Here is a 13,899-nt window from a genome sequence, read left to right as displayed (position 1 = left end):
TTTCCTGCATCAGCTTGCGCACGACGTTATCGATGGCGGCGATATGGTCGGCATCGAAGGCGTGGCGAAGCCCGAACATGTAGGCAAGCAGCGCGATGCCCAGAAGCGATGGCCTGTCGGCAAAGGCCGCCCAAGCCCAGATCCATGCAAGTGCGTTCATGCCTGCCAGGGCAAGATAGGTGACGATAAGTTTGTTTCTCATGGGAGGATCCGTCGAGTGAGGGTTAAGACGGGGGCCGCTGGTTCGCAGAACGGGCTTTCAGCGCCACCTTCAGCGCCCATGGTTGGTCGCCGCAAAGCATCATCGAGATGTGCTTTGCGGCGCCGGCCCGACTAGCCAAGCGACGGCATGTAGGGAAAGGTTTTCGACGGCTTGCGAGTTACCGATTCCTTGCCGATCCCCAGGCTCACCGGCGTGTTCGCGGCGATGGTGAACATCACGTCAGGCGCGTTGTCCGTCAGGGATCGTCCATTCCACTCCGCAAATCCAAAGGCTGCCTGCGTTCCGACTTCGTATGGCAGTATATTGGGAAGGAACCTATGCGCGACTACGTTGGCATAAGCCTGTGCGTCATCGGCCGTACCATATGCGGCGGCGACTTTGGCAACGGCAGCAATGATAGCAGTGCCATAAATGGAAAAATCCTCGGACGGCTTGCCGGCATTGAGACGATTGCCGAGGTCCTCGTTGAATTGCGTGAAGAGAGGATGAATCATCGGCAAGCCGACGCGATTGATAGACCGCCACCCGCCGGCGTCCGTCGCGAGCGTCGCAACTGCCCAGACACCGATCTTCCGCCTAGGCGATGCGGCGGGCAAGAGGAGGTCGTCGGGGACTTCAAGCACGATCGAGTAGACCGTGTGGTCGGCAAACAGGTTCCTCGCCTGCTTCGCGTTCCAGCCTGCCAGATCGATGACGGTTCCGTCTTCGAAAGCATGACCGACAGCATGGAGAACATCCGGCTCGATCCAGAATGGATCCCCAGCCTTGCCCGCCCAGAGACGCAGTCCCGCGGGTGTCGAGAGCACTTCCTCGGTCGCACCTTCAAGCAGGCTGATGCCCGGCGCCGCGGGGTCGGTGGCATCCGCGCCGTCAATGCGGAACAGGGTTAGGCGCTGGCGGCCCGCGCCATCTCGCTCGTCGAACTTCAGACGGAAGGTCGTATCCTCGACCGCATCTCCATCGGTATCGATCTTGAATTCGTACATGCCTTCCGGATGGTAACCAGGCACGGGTACGGGCCCGGCGATAGAATGACAAAGATTGATGGCGAACACGGTACCGACCTCGCCGCGGAACACATAGAGATCCGTGATATCAAGGCGGATATCCTGACGGGCGATGGGTGAATCCAGATGATGGGACATGAAAAGCTCCACATATGTTGAACAGAAGCCACGCCGAAATATTGCGGCCTTACGGGCCTTCATACCGGCCTCGAAGTCGGTATGAAGGCTGTCTGCCAGGCGCTTAGTGAGTGAGATGATCGCGGATGCCGTCGCTTGCCTGCTCGATCGCAGCCTTGACGCCCGGAACATCGTGGATGGCATTCAACAACACGAAGTCGTGGATCATCCCGCCATAACGTACAGCCGTAACATCGACACCAGCGTCTTTCAGCTTGCGGGCGTAGGCCTCGCCCTCATCGCGCAACGGATCGTTTTCCGCCGTAATCACCAGGGCCGGCGGCAATCCCTTCAGTTCATCGGTCGTGGCGCGCAACGGCGAGACATAGGGGTTGTCGCGCGTCTTTTTGTCGGGCGCGTAGAGATCCCAGCCATACTTCATGAAATCGCGAGCAAGAAAGCGGCCGGTTCCATATTCATGATAGGAAGCCGTGTCGACGCTGGCGTCGGTCGCAGGAATGAAGAGCACCTGATAGCTGATTTTCGGACCATTCCGATCCTTGGTCATCAAGGTCAGCGCCGCCGCCATGTCGCCGCCGACAGAGTTGCCGGCAATGGCAATCTTGGAGCCGTCCGCGCCGAATTCGTCTGCATGCGCCGCCGCCCACTCCAGCGCCGCATAGCTTTGATCGAGCTGCGTCGGATATTTGGCTTCCGGAAGCGGCGTGTATTCAACGAACACGCCGATCTGGCCTGATCCGACCACCAGATCACGCAGCAACCGCTGATGGTTCTGGAAGTTGCCGACGATCCAGACGCCGCCGTGAACGAAGAAGAGAATGCCCGGCTTGCCCGTCACCTTCTCCGGCGTCATGATGTAAATCTTGACCGCCTGTCCATCCTGAGTGACGGTTTTTTCGACTGTCGTGACGCCTGACATGTCGACTGCCGTCTTGTTCTGCAATCCCGTCAGAATGTCCTGCGGCTGTGGCTGCGGCAGCTTCCAGAACGGGCTGCTATCCTTGTTCAGCTCCTTGAGAAAGGATCGGATTTGCGGATCGATGTTCGGGTCTGTCGACGGATCTTTCGAAGCAGCTTGAGCCATTTGCACGGTCAGCATGATTCCCGCTGCAAGGCTGGCAATTCTGACAAGAGCTTTCATGAGTTCGTTCCTATGAATGGGACGGTGGCGGGAGCGCGCTTTTCGCACGCGACGCGCAATATGCCGGTAAGCATCGAGGCGGTCGCAACCGGAATTGCCGAAATTTTGACCGAGATTGCTCATACCGGATCACGCGCGACCCAATCCGAATGGCCACGCCGATACTCGCGGCCAAGACATCGACATATCGATCGTCGAGCACGGTCTCCGAAACGGTTACCGGCGCGGCGGCGGGTACGCCGTGCCAGCTATCAACCCGTACAGCGATCCTACGACCAAGCGACACATTTTCCCTGGCTGACGCGTCCATCCGGCGCGCGCTGCATGCCACCAAACACATGATCCCTCGCGGGACCGCGGCTCAACCAGAGGAGAGGCCGTCTCGGCACATTGGCACAGGCTGCAAGTTGCGATTGTTCAAAGTTGCAGCACGTTTGCACCGATATCGGGATCGATGGCACGCTCGAGCCGCGTTGGGATCAGCAGCACGTTGATTTCAAGCGAACCACGTCCGACCTCCAGCGCCAGAAGATGGCCTCCGAAGGTGCGAAAGCTGTCGTCACCGGCCGTGCCGTGGAGGTGCGGAGCCGGTTCGCCGTCCTTCCACGCCAGGGTCCCGGTCAGGTTCGTCAATTCCAGATCCGTCATCGTCTTCGGCCGATATTGCTTCGTCTCATAGTCGAAGAACCCGAACGTTGCTTTACCCACGAATCCGAAACCGCTGATGATAGCCGCCGGGATCGCTTCGTCGCGCATCACCGCTTCAAGCCGAGCAAAAACATCGTCGCCCTGACGCAACACCATCAGGAAGCCGGTCGGTATCGGAATATAGCGTTTGTGTTCCGACATGGCTCGCCTCACACGATGGTCGGCGTGATGCCGCCGTCGACGCGCAACGCCGCACCGTTCGTCGCTGCGGACAGAGGGCTTGCCACATAAGCGACGAGGCTGGCGACCTCTTCGGGCTCGATCATCCGCTGGATGAGCGAACTCGCACGTTCCTTGGCAAAATACTCCCGTTCCATCTCGTCCGCTGGCAGGTTTGGATCGCTGGCGACGCTGCGCATGAAGTCCTCGATGCCAGCCGAGCGTGTCGTGCCGGGAAGCACGGTATTGACCGTGACGCGCGTACCCTTGGTCTTTGCTGCCAGTCCTCGCGAAATCGCGAGCTGCGCCGTCTTGGTCATGCCGTAGTGGATCATGTTGGGTGGCACAAGGACCCCGCTTTCGCTGGAGATGAAGATGATCCGTCCCCAGTTGCGCGCGAGCATGCCCGGCAGATAGTGCCGCGAAAGCCGGGCGCCGCTCAACACGTTCACTTCGAAGAAGCGGCGCCAGTCGTCGTCGGTGATGTCGCCGAATTCCTTGGATTCGTAGATACCAAGATTGTTGACGAGGATATCGATATCAGGCACCGCGTCCGTCAGCGTCGCCGCTCCTTCCGCGGTCGCCGGGTCGGCAAGCACGGCGCGGACGTTGCCACCGATAGCAGTGATGGCGGCATCCAGATTGGCTTGGGAGCGGCCAGCGATAACCAGGGTCGCGCCTTCTGCTGCGAGTGTGCGGGCAATGGCGAGCCCGATGCCGGCGGTCGCGCCGGTGATAAGGGCGGTCTTGCCGCAGAGTTGCAAATCCATGGAATCGTTTCCTTAATTCTGGTGATTGGGTTCCAGCCGCTTCAAGCTGCCCTCCAGACGAAAGAACTGACCGTCTGGTGTCGTGAAAAAGGCCAGAGAACGGCCGCCCTCGAAATCGTCGATGTGAACCACCGTTGAACCATCCGCCTCCTGCCAGGAGATCGCATAGGTGCCGCCGAAAAGGTGGCGCCACTCGAAGTCGGCCGTCGCCGTATTGCCGGCGAGCGCGCCGCCGGTGATTTCATAGGTGAGCGACAACCCCTCTTCGCCATAGGCATTGGTGGCGATCAGGTCGCCATAGTCGACTTCGAAGCGTTGACCCGCCAACGGGAAAGCCATCCCATCCATCCTTGTTCCTTCCAAGATTCCGTATTTCACGCTTCACATGTCCGAATCGCCGGGCGAGCGCGTCCGAGCCAGACCAGCGCCAGGCCTGCCGCCGCGAGCAGCCCGCCTGCAATCGGCACCGCCTCGTAGCCAAGGCCAAGGCCGATCACCCCACCGCCCACGGCAGCCCCAAGCGCATTACCAAGGTTGAATGCGCCGACATTGATCGATGAGGCCAACCCCGGCGCTTCCGACGCCGCCTGCATCACCCGCATCTGTACCGGCGGTACGATGGCAAAGGCCGCAGCACCCCAGACGACAAGCCCGATCGCAGCGCCGACCTGGCTGGTCAGCGCGAATGGCAAGGCCAGCATGATGAGCGCAAGGACGGAGAGAAATATCTTCGTCGCGCCATCAAGCGACCAATCGGCAAGCCGGCCACCAAGCCCGTTGCCAATGGTGAAGCCGATCCCGATCAGCACCAGCGCGAGCGTAACGAACCCCTCCGACGCGCCGGTCAATTCCGCCAGCGTCGGAGCCACGTAGGTGTAGAGCGTGAACATGGCGCCGGCGCCCATGACAGTCGTCGCCATGGCGAGCAGTACGGCCGGGCGTGTGAGCACGCGCAGTTCCCGCCTGACATCAGGCATCTTGCCGGCTTCACCCTGCGGCAAGGCAAGCCATAGCGCTGCGATAGCAAGGAGGCCCAAGCCTGCCGTGCCGGCGAAAGCCATGCGCCAGCCGATTTGCTGGCCGATCCAGGTGGCCGCCGGCACGCCGCCGATATTGGCAATAGTCAGCCCCATGAACATGGTCGCAACGGCGCTGGCCTGCTTCTCCTTCGGCACCACGCTCGCGGCAACGATCGAGCCGAGCCCGAAGAAGGCACCGTGATTGAGGCTGGTGACGAGACGCGCTGCGAGCAATGTCCAATAGTCGGGCGACAGCGCTGACAAGAGATTGCCGATGGTGAAGATGCCCATCAGCAGCATCAACGCGGTGCGTTTACCGAACCGGCTGAAGGCGAGCGTCATCACTGGAGCGCCGATCATGACGCCGATCGCATAGGCGCTGACGAGTAGGCCTGCGGTCGGGATCGAGACATTCACCCCTTCCGCTATGACGGGCAAAAGCCCCATCGGCGAAAATTCGGTCGTGCCGATGCCAAAAGCCCCCATGGCAAGGGCGAGGAGCGGCCAGTTGATACCGCCCCCATTTCCTTGCCTGGGCTGGATAGTTGGTGCTGCAGCGCCCATGTCGTGCTCCTTATGCATCCCAGGTCGGTGCCAGGCCCGGAGGGCTGACGAGACGGCCATTGGGACGGGCCAGCTTGCCGATTGCCGCCATCTCCTCGTCGCTGAGAGCGAAATCGAAGACGGCGAAATTCTCTGCCACACGCTCGGGCTTGGCAGTCTTCGAGAGGGCGACGAAGCCCTGCTGAATCAGCCAGCGCAGCCCTACTTGTGCGGCGCTCTTGCCATATGCGGCACCGATACGCTGGAGCACCGGATCTTTCGGAACGGCGCCATCGGCCATGCCGTAATAGGCTGTGATAGCGACGCCCGCAGCCCGGGCGGCATCAGTCATCGCGCGTTGGTCGAGATAGGGATGCACCTCGATCTGGTTGGTGACGATCGATGCCTGGCTCGATGCGATCGACTCGCTGAGCTGCGCGATATTCTGGTTGCTGACGCCGATAAACCGGGTCTTGCCAGCAGCCTGCACGGCATTGAGCATCTCGATCTGGTCGGCGATGGCAACCTTCTCGGCAGGCCAATGCAGGAGCAGCAGATCGACCCGATCGACCTTCAACTTGTCGAGGCTTTCATCGACAGAAGCGGCGAAGTTTTCCGGGCTGTAGTTGTCGACCCAGACCTTGGTGGTCAGGAACAAATCCTGACGACGTGCGCCGGCTGCCTGCAGGGCACGGCCGAGCGCCGCCTCGTTGCCGTAGATTTGGGCGGTATCGAAATGGATGAAACCGGCTTCCAGGGCTGCGGGAACAACACGTTCCACCTCGTCATCCGACATCCGGAAGACACCGAAGCCAAGGGCGGGAATTTCGGCGCCGTGCGCCTTTACAATCTGCATGGATAGTCTCCTGTGATGGTCAGGCGGCTTGTGCCGCCTTGCTTTCGTCGAGCGCCGGGATCACCTCCGCCGCCAGTTCCTCGATCACTTCGTCAAGCGGGCGCGCCGATTGCCGGAGATTGATCGCCATATGGTCGACACCGCCGCGCCGAAGCGCACGGAGATGCTCGATGAGTGCCTTGCGACCGATACGTGCGCCGAAGCGGACGGGTTCGGCCCGGGCGTCGGGATCATCGGTAAGGTCAAGATGAAAGGCACTGATGAAGGGACGCATGCCGCCAGTCCTGCTCGCCCATTCTCTCGCCTGCACGATCAACCGATCAAAGTTGCCGGGATAGACGAACCGGCCGTCCATATTCGCCTCGAGCCACGCCTCGTCTTGCTGAGCGCGGCCGGCGACAACGAGCGGAATGCTCGGCTGTGCCGGTCGGGGCAGGAGATCGAGCGATGGTATGCGCTGCCCCTCCACCGGCAGGCCGCCTTCCTGCCAGGCGGCGCGGAGATAGCCGACCGCATCGCGAAAAGCCTGTCCACGGCTGTCGAAGTCGATCCCGAGAAGCGGATATTCAACCGGCCGGTCGCCGCTCGCCACGCCAAGGATCAATCGTCCATTCGAAAGGGCGTCGATCGAGGCTGCGGCCTTTGCGGTCATCATTGGATGACGGATGGGCAGAACCACGGCGGCGGTGCCGAGCGCGACGTGCCTGGTGATGCCTGCGAGAAAACCCAGCAAGGCGAATACGTCGTAGACGGAACCCGCGTCGCCCATGTTGACCTCGTCGAAGACCGGTACGTCGCGGATCCAGAGGGCCGCAAATCCAAGCGCGTCGATCTTGCGGACGATGTCGGCTTGCCCTGATAGATCGGGAACACCCCGCGAGCGACCGTCGGCAATACGGCGGGCCTCACCGTCAGGGGACCAATCGTTGTCGAGTGGAAATTCGATCCCGACCGTCAAGCGGTCGGCCTTTTTGATGAGATTGGTTGCGGATTGTTTTGACATGCAGCGTAAGTAGGCTGCGCATGTCCGCTTGATAATCCGCTCGCTTTGCACATTATCTGTGAAACGAGTTCATAGATGGAGACGTGATGGATAACCGAGCCGGCGAGATGCAGGTGTTCTTGAGAGTGGTCGAAGCTGGGAATTTTTCCGAGGCTGCGCGCCTGATGCGCATGACACCTTCGACGGTGAGCAAGATGATCGGCCGGATCGAGACCCGTCTCGGTGTCCGCTTGCTCGAACGCTCGACGCGCCGTCTCTCGCTGACCGTCGAGGGTCAGATCTACTACGAACGAAGCCTCGCCTTGCTTGCCGAGATCGAGGATGTGGAGCGCAATCTGTCGACGGGTGCTGCGAGCGCCGGCGGCACCGTTCGCGTCAATGCTTCCGTCGCCTTCGGCGTGCTCGGGCTGGAACCTTTACTTCCCGCCTTCTGGCAGGCACATCCAAATATCGTCGTTGATCTATCTTTGTCGGATGAAATGGTCGATCTCTATCTGGACCGCACCGATGTCGCCTTTCGTGTCGGAAGCCTTCAGGACTCGACCATGATGGCCCGGCGGATTGGAATAGCCCGGCGCAAGATCGTCGCCGCGCCAGACTATCTCGCGCGCCACGGCACACCTCGGACGATCGACGATCTCTCCCGGCACAATTGCCTTGGCTTCAACTTTCGCCGCGCAGCACCCGTGTGGCCACTCAAGCAAAGCGGGCGCACAGTCGATCGCACGGTCAATGGCACTCTTCTTGCTAACAACGGCGAAACGGTGCGGCGTATGGCGCTCGCCGGCGTTGGGCTTGCGCGTCTCGGCGACTATCACGCCCGCGCAGACATCGCGGCCGGCCGCTTGGTGGAAATTCTGGCAGAGGCGGTCGAAGGCGATGAGGAGGAAATCCACGCCCTCTATCTTGGCGGCCCCCGATTGCCGCAGCGCGTTCGCGCCTTCCTCGATTTTGTTGCTCCGCGACTTCAGCAGTTCTTGAACGAGTCATAACCGTACTCCGACGAAATCGCGGCTGATTCCCGAAATGGATTCAGAGGTAGCCAGAAGCGAGCGAACTTTGATGTGGCATGCTTTGAAACCGTTGAAAATTCCGGATCGGTCATTATTCCGAGCGAAAATCGCGCAGTCCGGTTCACAAGGACAAGCTGCTTGGGCGTCAGTGGCGGACGGGAATCAGACGTCATTTCGGCATCAATATATCTATACATATTGGCAGGCTCGATCCTGGCGTAAGCCAACAGATTGCTTTTAAGTTTTTCTAAACAAAAACCAAACATCGCCCGCATTGTCATGCCGGCCAAGGGTCGGAATAATCAACCTGTCATAGCGGTGGACCTCGCCACGCGTCGCAGCCCTGGCGTTTGTCGCATCTGCTTTTTGAGCCTTCCGCATCGAGGGAAAAAGGCAAGAAAGTCTGAGCGTTCCGCGCTTCGGCAGTCGACAGTGCAAACATACGGCGGCGGCGTGGTCGGCCCCAAAGCAAGGGTAGTCAAGCTTCATGTCGACCAGCTCCAACTCTCGGTTCCGGCCCTTCAAGGTGGTTAAAAAGGTCCGTGAAAGTTCAACCATCACGTCATTCTACTTCGCCCCCATACAGTCCGATCACTGGCGTCGATTCGAGGCCGGCCAGTTTCTGACCATCCGGGTGCCCGACGGTAAAACGGACCGGCCCGTCATCCGCAATTATACTGTTTCCTCGGCGCCCGCCGACGAGGGCTTCTATCGGATTACGGTGAAAAAGGAGATCGCACTGGTCCCCGGCATCGCGGACGGTCTTGCATCGTCCTGGCTGCATGATGTTGTCGAGGAAGGCACGATCGTCGATATCGACGGCCCCCACGGCGCGTTCAAGCTCGACCGGCTGAGCAAGAGGCCGGTAATCCTGCTTTCTGCGGGGGTGGGCATCACTCCGACGATCTCGATGCTGAAGGTTCTGGCAAACGAAAGCGATCGGCCCGTCTGGTTCATCCATGCCTGCGACGGCGGGGCAGTCCATGCGCTCGAAAGCGAGGTCGATGCGCTTGCGGCAATCAGGCAAGACCTGAATGTCCATTACTGCTACCGCTTCCCGAGCGACGAAGACACGCGGCAGGGCCGATACCATTCGACGGGCTTCATCTCGCGGCCGACCTTGCAGAAGCTTCTGCCGCTTGACGACTACGAAGTCTATATGTGCGGCCCGCCGCCATTCATGCAAGCCATGTACGATCTGCTCCTGGATCTCGGGATCGAGAAGAACAAGATCGCTTACGAGTTCTTCGGTCCCGCCTCGCTCCTCGCCCCATCGAAAACACCGGAGCCTGCGGCTCCGAACATGCCGAAGCCCGCAGAACCCGCTGACGATCCGTCGACTGCGAAGCTCTGCGTTACGCTTCGGAAATCGGGGGACAAATTCGAATGGAAGGAAACCTCGGAGTCGATCCTCAGTTTCCTGGAGGCGCAGGGCATCGAGCCTGCTTTTTCGTGCCGCGCAGGCGTTTGCGGAAGCTGTCTGCAAACCCTGGTGTCGGGCGATGTCGTGTACACGGAGGAGCCGCTGGAAGAAACGCCGTCTGGAAAGGTGCTGCTCTGCTGCACCAAACCGACAAGCTCAATCGTTCTCGATCTTTGATCGGGAAATTCAAGCTTTCATTGCCACTTTTGGGGAGAGACCAATGTCGACTACATTCAAACTTAATCCGAACGTGGCAAGCCTTCCGCCATACAATGCGGGCATGAACATCGCGGTCGCCCGGAACAAGACCGGGCGTGACGACATAGCGGCCCTCGCCAGCAACGAGAACCCCTATGGCTGTTCGCCGAATGTATCAAAGGCGTTGGCCGGGATCGAGCCGTCCCGTTACTCCGATCCGAGCTGCACGAGCCTGCGCGATGCTCTGTCGGGAAAGCTCGATATCCCCGCGAACCGGATCGTCATAGGAAACGGCTCCGAAGAGATGATTGCAGCAGTCAGCCGGGCCGCGCTTCGTCCGTTCTCCACTGTGCTGACGGTGACGCCTGGCTTCGGGCTTCATGAAATAGAGCCGCGCGCAAACGGCGCCAAGGTCGTCAAATATCCGATGACCGCGGATCTCAGGTTCGATGTCGTTGGACTTGTCGCAGCTCTTCGGACGAAGCCATCGATCTTCTTTCTTTCATCGCCGTCGAATCCGGTTGGCCCGGCCCTTGCGACCGAAGGCCTGCGGCACATCATCGAGGCCGTTCCGAAGGAAACTCTCTTCGTCCTGGACGAGGCATATTTCGAGTTTTGCGGCGCGGATGGACCGGACGGCGTGCGTGAACTGGAAACGAGCGGACTTGCCTATGTCGTCCTACGCACCTTCTCGAAGGCCTATGGCCTGGCGGGTCTTCGCGTGGGCTATGCGATCGCGTCGGACGAGCGTGTCGCTGCGGCGATCTCATCTGCAAAAACACCATTCAACGTGAATGCGGCGGCGCAATTGGCGGCCGTCGCGGCGCTGGAAGATGAAGAATGGATGCGCAGCGCGGTTGCCAAGGTGGTCGCAGAGCGCGAGCGTATGGCGCGCCAGGTCAAGGCCCTTGGTTATTTCGCGCCGGAGTCGATGACGAACTTTCTCTTCATAGACGTCAGCCATGACAGCGGCGCGGCCTTCGACCATTTTCTGTCGCATGGCATTATCGTGAAGCCTTGGAAAGAGCCGGGGTTCGAGACCTATATCAGGGTTACCGTCGGGCTCCCTGCGGAGAATGACCGCTTTCTGGATGCACTGGCGGAGCTGAAGGCAGGTCAAAGCCAGGGACAGGCAGGCCGATGAGCGCTGGACATTCTGTAGAAACCGCGCAGCTGCCAAGTGATTTCATCGACGCGATGCGAAGCATGGTCGGCTCTTCCAATTTCAAGCAAGGCTCCGCCGTCGACACGGTTGACCATGGCGTCACGGCCGGAAACCTGGGAGCGGCAGCCATTGTTTTTCCCGAAAGTTCCGAACAGATCGCCGCCATCGTGAAATGCGCGAATGCGCATGGAGTTTCGATCGTCACGCACGGCGGCAGAACCGGCCTAGTTGGCGGAGCCCTATCGCAACCCGGGCAGATCATAGTATCGACCGCCAGGCTGAACCGCATCGTTCAGTTCTCCGCTGTCGAACGTGTTGCGGTCGTCGAGGCCGGCGTGACCCTGCAGGCCCTCCAGGAGGCGATCGTCGACCATGGGCTCGAACCGGGAATCGATCTGCCATCGCGCGGGTCGGCGACGATCGGCGGCATGGTCTCAACCAATGCAGGCGGAATTTCCGCCTTCCGATATGGCGTGATGCGCCACCGCGTTCTCGGCCTGGAAGCCGTCCTGCCGGATGGCAGCATATATTCCGACCTGACGCGCGTCGTGAAGAATGCCGCCGGGTACGATCTCAAGCATCTCTTCATCGGCGCGGAGGGAACGCTTGGCATCGTAACGCGCGTCGCGGTCAAGCTCGAACCCTCGCCGACATCCGTGGCGACAGCCCTGTTCGGCCTGCCCTCGGTGGAAGCAGCGCTCGAAGCAACAAGGCTGGCCCTTGCCGCACAATACGGACATCTTCGTGCGGCCGAGGCAATCTGGCATTCGTTCTTCAAGCTGACATCGGAAGAGCATGCCTGGTCGGCAAGCGATTACAAAGCCGATTGTCCGGTGAACCTTCTCCTCTCGCTTGGCGGCGCGGATGAAGAACAGCTTCAGCATGAACTCGGCCGCCTCTACGAAATGCTGGCCGGGACGTACGAGGACATCTCCGCGGTACTTGCAAGCTCTCAAGCCCAGCAGTCGCAGCTATGGCGATTGAGGGAAGACACAGACCTCATTTATCGCAGGCATGCGGCCGCACCTTCGTTTGATGTTTCGGTGCCGTTATCGGAAATCGATGCATATGTTCATCGATGCATGTCCGAATTGCGTGAACTCGATCCGAGTCTCGATCCATACCTTTTCGGGCATATTGCCGATGGCAACCTTCACATCGTGCTAAATGCCGCATCTTCGGATCTGTCCATGGAACAGTCGGCTTCCGTCGAGCGGATAATCTATCGCGACATAGCGAAGATCGGAGGATCGTTTTCAGCGGAACACGGGATTGGATCGAAGCGCATCCACTCCTTGAAGATGACTTCCGATCCCGTGAAACTTGCCTTGATGCAAAAAATCAAAGGGCAGTTGGATGGCATGAAGACTTTCAACCCGGGCAAGGTCACGGGATAAGCGAAGGAAGCAAGCGCCGCATCTCTTGCATCGAGGTGCGGCGCTGAACACCCTGCAACGGCGCAGCGGCTATCTTTCGCCCCGAAGCTCGTCGTTCTTCTTTGCAGTCCAGGTCGCAATGTAGTCCATCAGTGCCGGCGACAGGCAGTCATACGGCTCAAGTCCGCTATCCTTAAGCTGTGAACGAACCAGCTTCATTCGCTCCGGAGCGAAGCCTGCCTCGATTATCGACGATACGAACGCAGCAAAACCCGGCTGCGCCCAACCCTTTTCTTCAAACCGCTCGGGATGGATGAACGATAGTCCCTGGAATGGGTGCTCCCGTTCGACGGGACCGTGCATGTGTACACCACAAGCCTTGCACGCATGACGCTGAATCAACGCGGCCGCATCGACCACCGCCAGCTTGTCCGCATTCTCGATGACCTCGACATTTTCTGTCGGCGCAACCGCAACCACCGAAAATACTGCGCCTTTCGGTTTCCAGCATTTGGTGCAGCCGCACGCGTGATTGTGAGCAATATCGCTGCTGACGCGCACTTTCACAGGATTGACTGTGCACTGGCAGACAAGCGTCCCGCCAGAGAATGTAGCGTCTGTCGCCCTGTAGCCGGAATCGACCGTTGGGTGAATACCTATGCCAACCATGGAGATCTTCCTTCCCTCTTTTGCCGGTGCGATATGCATCGGCCCTAAGTTTCTAGCTGTGCCTTCGATCGTTGGCCGAGTGGGGCAACCTGGCCGGCCCCATAACGAACCCCCGCCCCCTTTCCCAACGGCCGTTAGCCGGCTCATCAGGAACGCTTTCGCCACGGCGGCGGCTGGTTGCGGAACAGACGACGACCAAGCCGGGTTCGGCGGCGAGACGTCTCTACTTTCCCATTCTCTGTTACGTTGGCATGCGTGCAGATCGGGCCGAAAGGACACCATGGGCATGGGCGATTGGCCACTAGCGATGGAACGAAGACCGCGAACGTCGTGCGCAACCGTCTTCATCGGATCAATAGACCACCACGCTTCTGATGCTTTCGCCTGAGTGCATGAGCTCGAAGCCCTTGTTGATGTCCTCGAGCGGCATGGTGTGGGTGATCATCGGATCGATGATGATCTTGCCCTCCATGTACCAGTCGACGATC

General features: G+C 59.9%; 13 protein-coding genes and 2 pseudogenes. 4 read left to right on the top strand and 11 right to left on the bottom strand.

Translation table 11 applies throughout. The annotated features are described in order from the left end of the window. From GR212_RS36220 to GR212_RS36180, 9 genes and pseudogenes are all read right to left on the bottom strand, one after another. Window positions 1–202 (bottom strand): annotated as a pseudogene (locus tag GR212_RS36220) (HoxN/HupN/NixA family nickel/cobalt transporter); the annotation flags it as partial. A 131-nt stretch (window positions 203–333) separates the two neighbouring features. Further along, complete coding sequence (locus GR212_RS36215) at window positions 334–1,368, bottom strand: DUF4331 family protein (protein ID WP_163994894.1); 1,035 nt, start codon at window positions 1,366–1,368, stop codon at window positions 334–336. Window positions 1,369–1,471: 103 nt separating this feature from the next. Next, window positions 1,472–2,509 carry an alpha/beta hydrolase gene (locus GR212_RS36210; protein ID WP_246726255.1) on the bottom strand — a complete coding sequence of 346 codons (1,038 nt, stop codon included), beginning with the start codon at window positions 2,507–2,509 and terminating at the stop codon, window positions 1,472–1,474. 417 nt (window positions 2,510–2,926) lie between these two features. Further along, a complete protein-coding gene (locus tag GR212_RS36205) occupies window positions 2,927–3,313 on the bottom strand; it encodes a PPC domain-containing DNA-binding protein (protein ID WP_163994892.1) in 387 nt (128 codons plus the stop codon). A gap of 53 nt (window positions 3,314–3,366) precedes the next feature. Continuing rightward, window positions 3,367–4,146 (bottom strand): SDR family NAD(P)-dependent oxidoreductase, encoded by a 780-nt coding sequence (locus GR212_RS36200; protein WP_163994890.1) that lies wholly within the window; start codon window positions 4,144–4,146, stop codon window positions 3,367–3,369. Between the two features lie 12 nt (window positions 4,147–4,158). Further along, a complete protein-coding gene (locus GR212_RS36195) occupies window positions 4,159–4,485 on the bottom strand; it encodes a MoaF-related domain-containing protein (RefSeq protein ID WP_246726253.1) in 327 nt (108 codons plus the stop codon). A gap of 35 nt (window positions 4,486–4,520) precedes the next feature. Next, a complete protein-coding gene (locus tag GR212_RS36190) occupies window positions 4,521–5,729 on the bottom strand; it encodes an MFS transporter (protein WP_163994886.1) in 1,209 nt (402 codons plus the stop codon). Window positions 5,730–5,739: 10 nt separating this feature from the next. After that, entirely contained in the window at window positions 5,740–6,564 is an 825-nt protein-coding gene (locus GR212_RS36185; RefSeq protein ID WP_163994884.1) for an aldo/keto reductase, read from the bottom strand. A 19-nt stretch (window positions 6,565–6,583) separates the two neighbouring features. Further along, on the bottom strand, window positions 6,584–7,567 hold the full coding sequence (locus tag GR212_RS36180) for an LLM class oxidoreductase (protein WP_163994882.1): 984 nt from the start codon (window positions 7,565–7,567) through the stop codon (window positions 6,584–6,586). 86 nt (window positions 7,568–7,653) lie between these two features. Here GR212_RS36180 and GR212_RS36175 point away from each other — a divergent pair, with 86 nt between their 5' ends. From GR212_RS36175 to GR212_RS36160, 4 genes are all read left to right on the top strand, one after another. Next, the gene (locus GR212_RS36175; protein ID WP_163994880.1) at window positions 7,654–8,559 is read left to right on the top strand and encodes a LysR family transcriptional regulator; all 906 of its coding nucleotides are present in this window, start codon (window positions 7,654–7,656) and stop codon (window positions 8,557–8,559) included. A 508-nt stretch (window positions 8,560–9,067) separates the two neighbouring features. Continuing rightward, a complete protein-coding gene (locus GR212_RS36170) occupies window positions 9,068–10,180 on the top strand; it encodes an FAD-binding oxidoreductase (RefSeq protein WP_163994878.1) in 1,113 nt (370 codons plus the stop codon). 43 nt (window positions 10,181–10,223) lie between these two features. Then, on the top strand, window positions 10,224–11,345 hold the full coding sequence (gene hisC, locus GR212_RS36165; protein ID WP_163994876.1) for a histidinol-phosphate transaminase: 1,122 nt from the start codon (window positions 10,224–10,226) through the stop codon (window positions 11,343–11,345). Then, window positions 11,342–12,763, top strand: a complete 1,422-nt coding sequence (locus tag GR212_RS36160) for an FAD-binding oxidoreductase (RefSeq protein WP_163994874.1) — start codon at window positions 11,342–11,344, stop codon at window positions 12,761–12,763. Before hisC ends, GR212_RS36160 begins: the two co-directional genes overlap by 4 nt. A 69-nt stretch (window positions 12,764–12,832) precedes the next feature. On the opposite strand, the gene gfa is transcribed toward GR212_RS36160, so the two are convergent. Together gfa and GR212_RS36150 are read right to left on the bottom strand one after the other, a co-directional pair. After that, entirely contained in the window at window positions 12,833–13,411 is a 579-nt protein-coding gene (gene gfa, locus GR212_RS36155) for an S-(hydroxymethyl)glutathione synthase (RefSeq protein WP_163994871.1), read from the bottom strand. A 352-nt stretch (window positions 13,412–13,763) separates the two neighbouring features. Beyond that, window positions 13,764–13,899: pseudogene (locus GR212_RS36150) on the bottom strand (S-(hydroxymethyl)glutathione dehydrogenase); the annotation flags it as partial.

Origin of the sequence: Martinezella lusitana, assembly GCF_010668395.1 — a bacterium.
GTDB lineage: Bacteria > Pseudomonadota > Alphaproteobacteria > Rhizobiales > Rhizobiaceae > Rhizobium > Rhizobium lusitanum_A.
This window is presented reverse-complemented; position numbering and strand designations above follow the sequence as displayed.

Coding starts and splice junctions, on each gene's coding strand:
- GR212_RS36160 (WP_163994874.1), top strand. CDS start 11,342: ATGAGCGCTGGACATTCTGTAGAAACCGCGCAGCTGCCAAGTGATTTC.
- GR212_RS36195 (WP_246726253.1), bottom strand. CDS start 4,485: ATGGCTTTCCCGTTGGCGGGTCAACGCTTCGAAGTCGACTATGGCGAC.
- GR212_RS36170 (WP_163994878.1), top strand. CDS start 9,068: ATGTCGACCAGCTCCAACTCTCGGTTCCGGCCCTTCAAGGTGGTTAAA.
- GR212_RS36205 (WP_163994892.1), bottom strand. CDS start 3,313: ATGGTGTTGCGTCAGGGCGACGATGTTTTTGCTCGGCTTGAAGCGGTG.
- GR212_RS36215 (WP_163994894.1), bottom strand. CDS start 1,368: ATGTCCCATCATCTGGATTCACCCATCGCCCGTCAGGATATCCGCCTT.
- GR212_RS36175 (WP_163994880.1), top strand. CDS start 7,654: ATGGATAACCGAGCCGGCGAGATGCAGGTGTTCTTGAGAGTGGTCGAA.
- GR212_RS36185 (WP_163994884.1), bottom strand. CDS start 6,564: ATGCAGATTGTAAAGGCGCACGGCGCCGAAATTCCCGCCCTTGGCTTC.
- hisC (WP_163994876.1), top strand. CDS start 10,224: ATGTCGACTACATTCAAACTTAATCCGAACGTGGCAAGCCTTCCGCCA.
- GR212_RS36190 (WP_163994886.1), bottom strand. CDS start 5,729: ATGGGCGCTGCAGCACCAACTATCCAGCCCAGGCAAGGAAATGGGGGC.
- GR212_RS36180 (WP_163994882.1), bottom strand. CDS start 7,567: ATGTCAAAACAATCCGCAACCAATCTCATCAAAAAGGCCGACCGCTTG.
- GR212_RS36200 (WP_163994890.1), bottom strand. CDS start 4,146: ATGGATTTGCAACTCTGCGGCAAGACCGCCCTTATCACCGGCGCGACC.
- gfa (WP_163994871.1), bottom strand. CDS start 13,411: ATGGTTGGCATAGGTATTCACCCAACGGTCGATTCCGGCTACAGGGCG.
- GR212_RS36210 (WP_246726255.1), bottom strand. CDS start 2,509: ATGAAAGCTCTTGTCAGAATTGCCAGCCTTGCAGCGGGAATCATGCTG.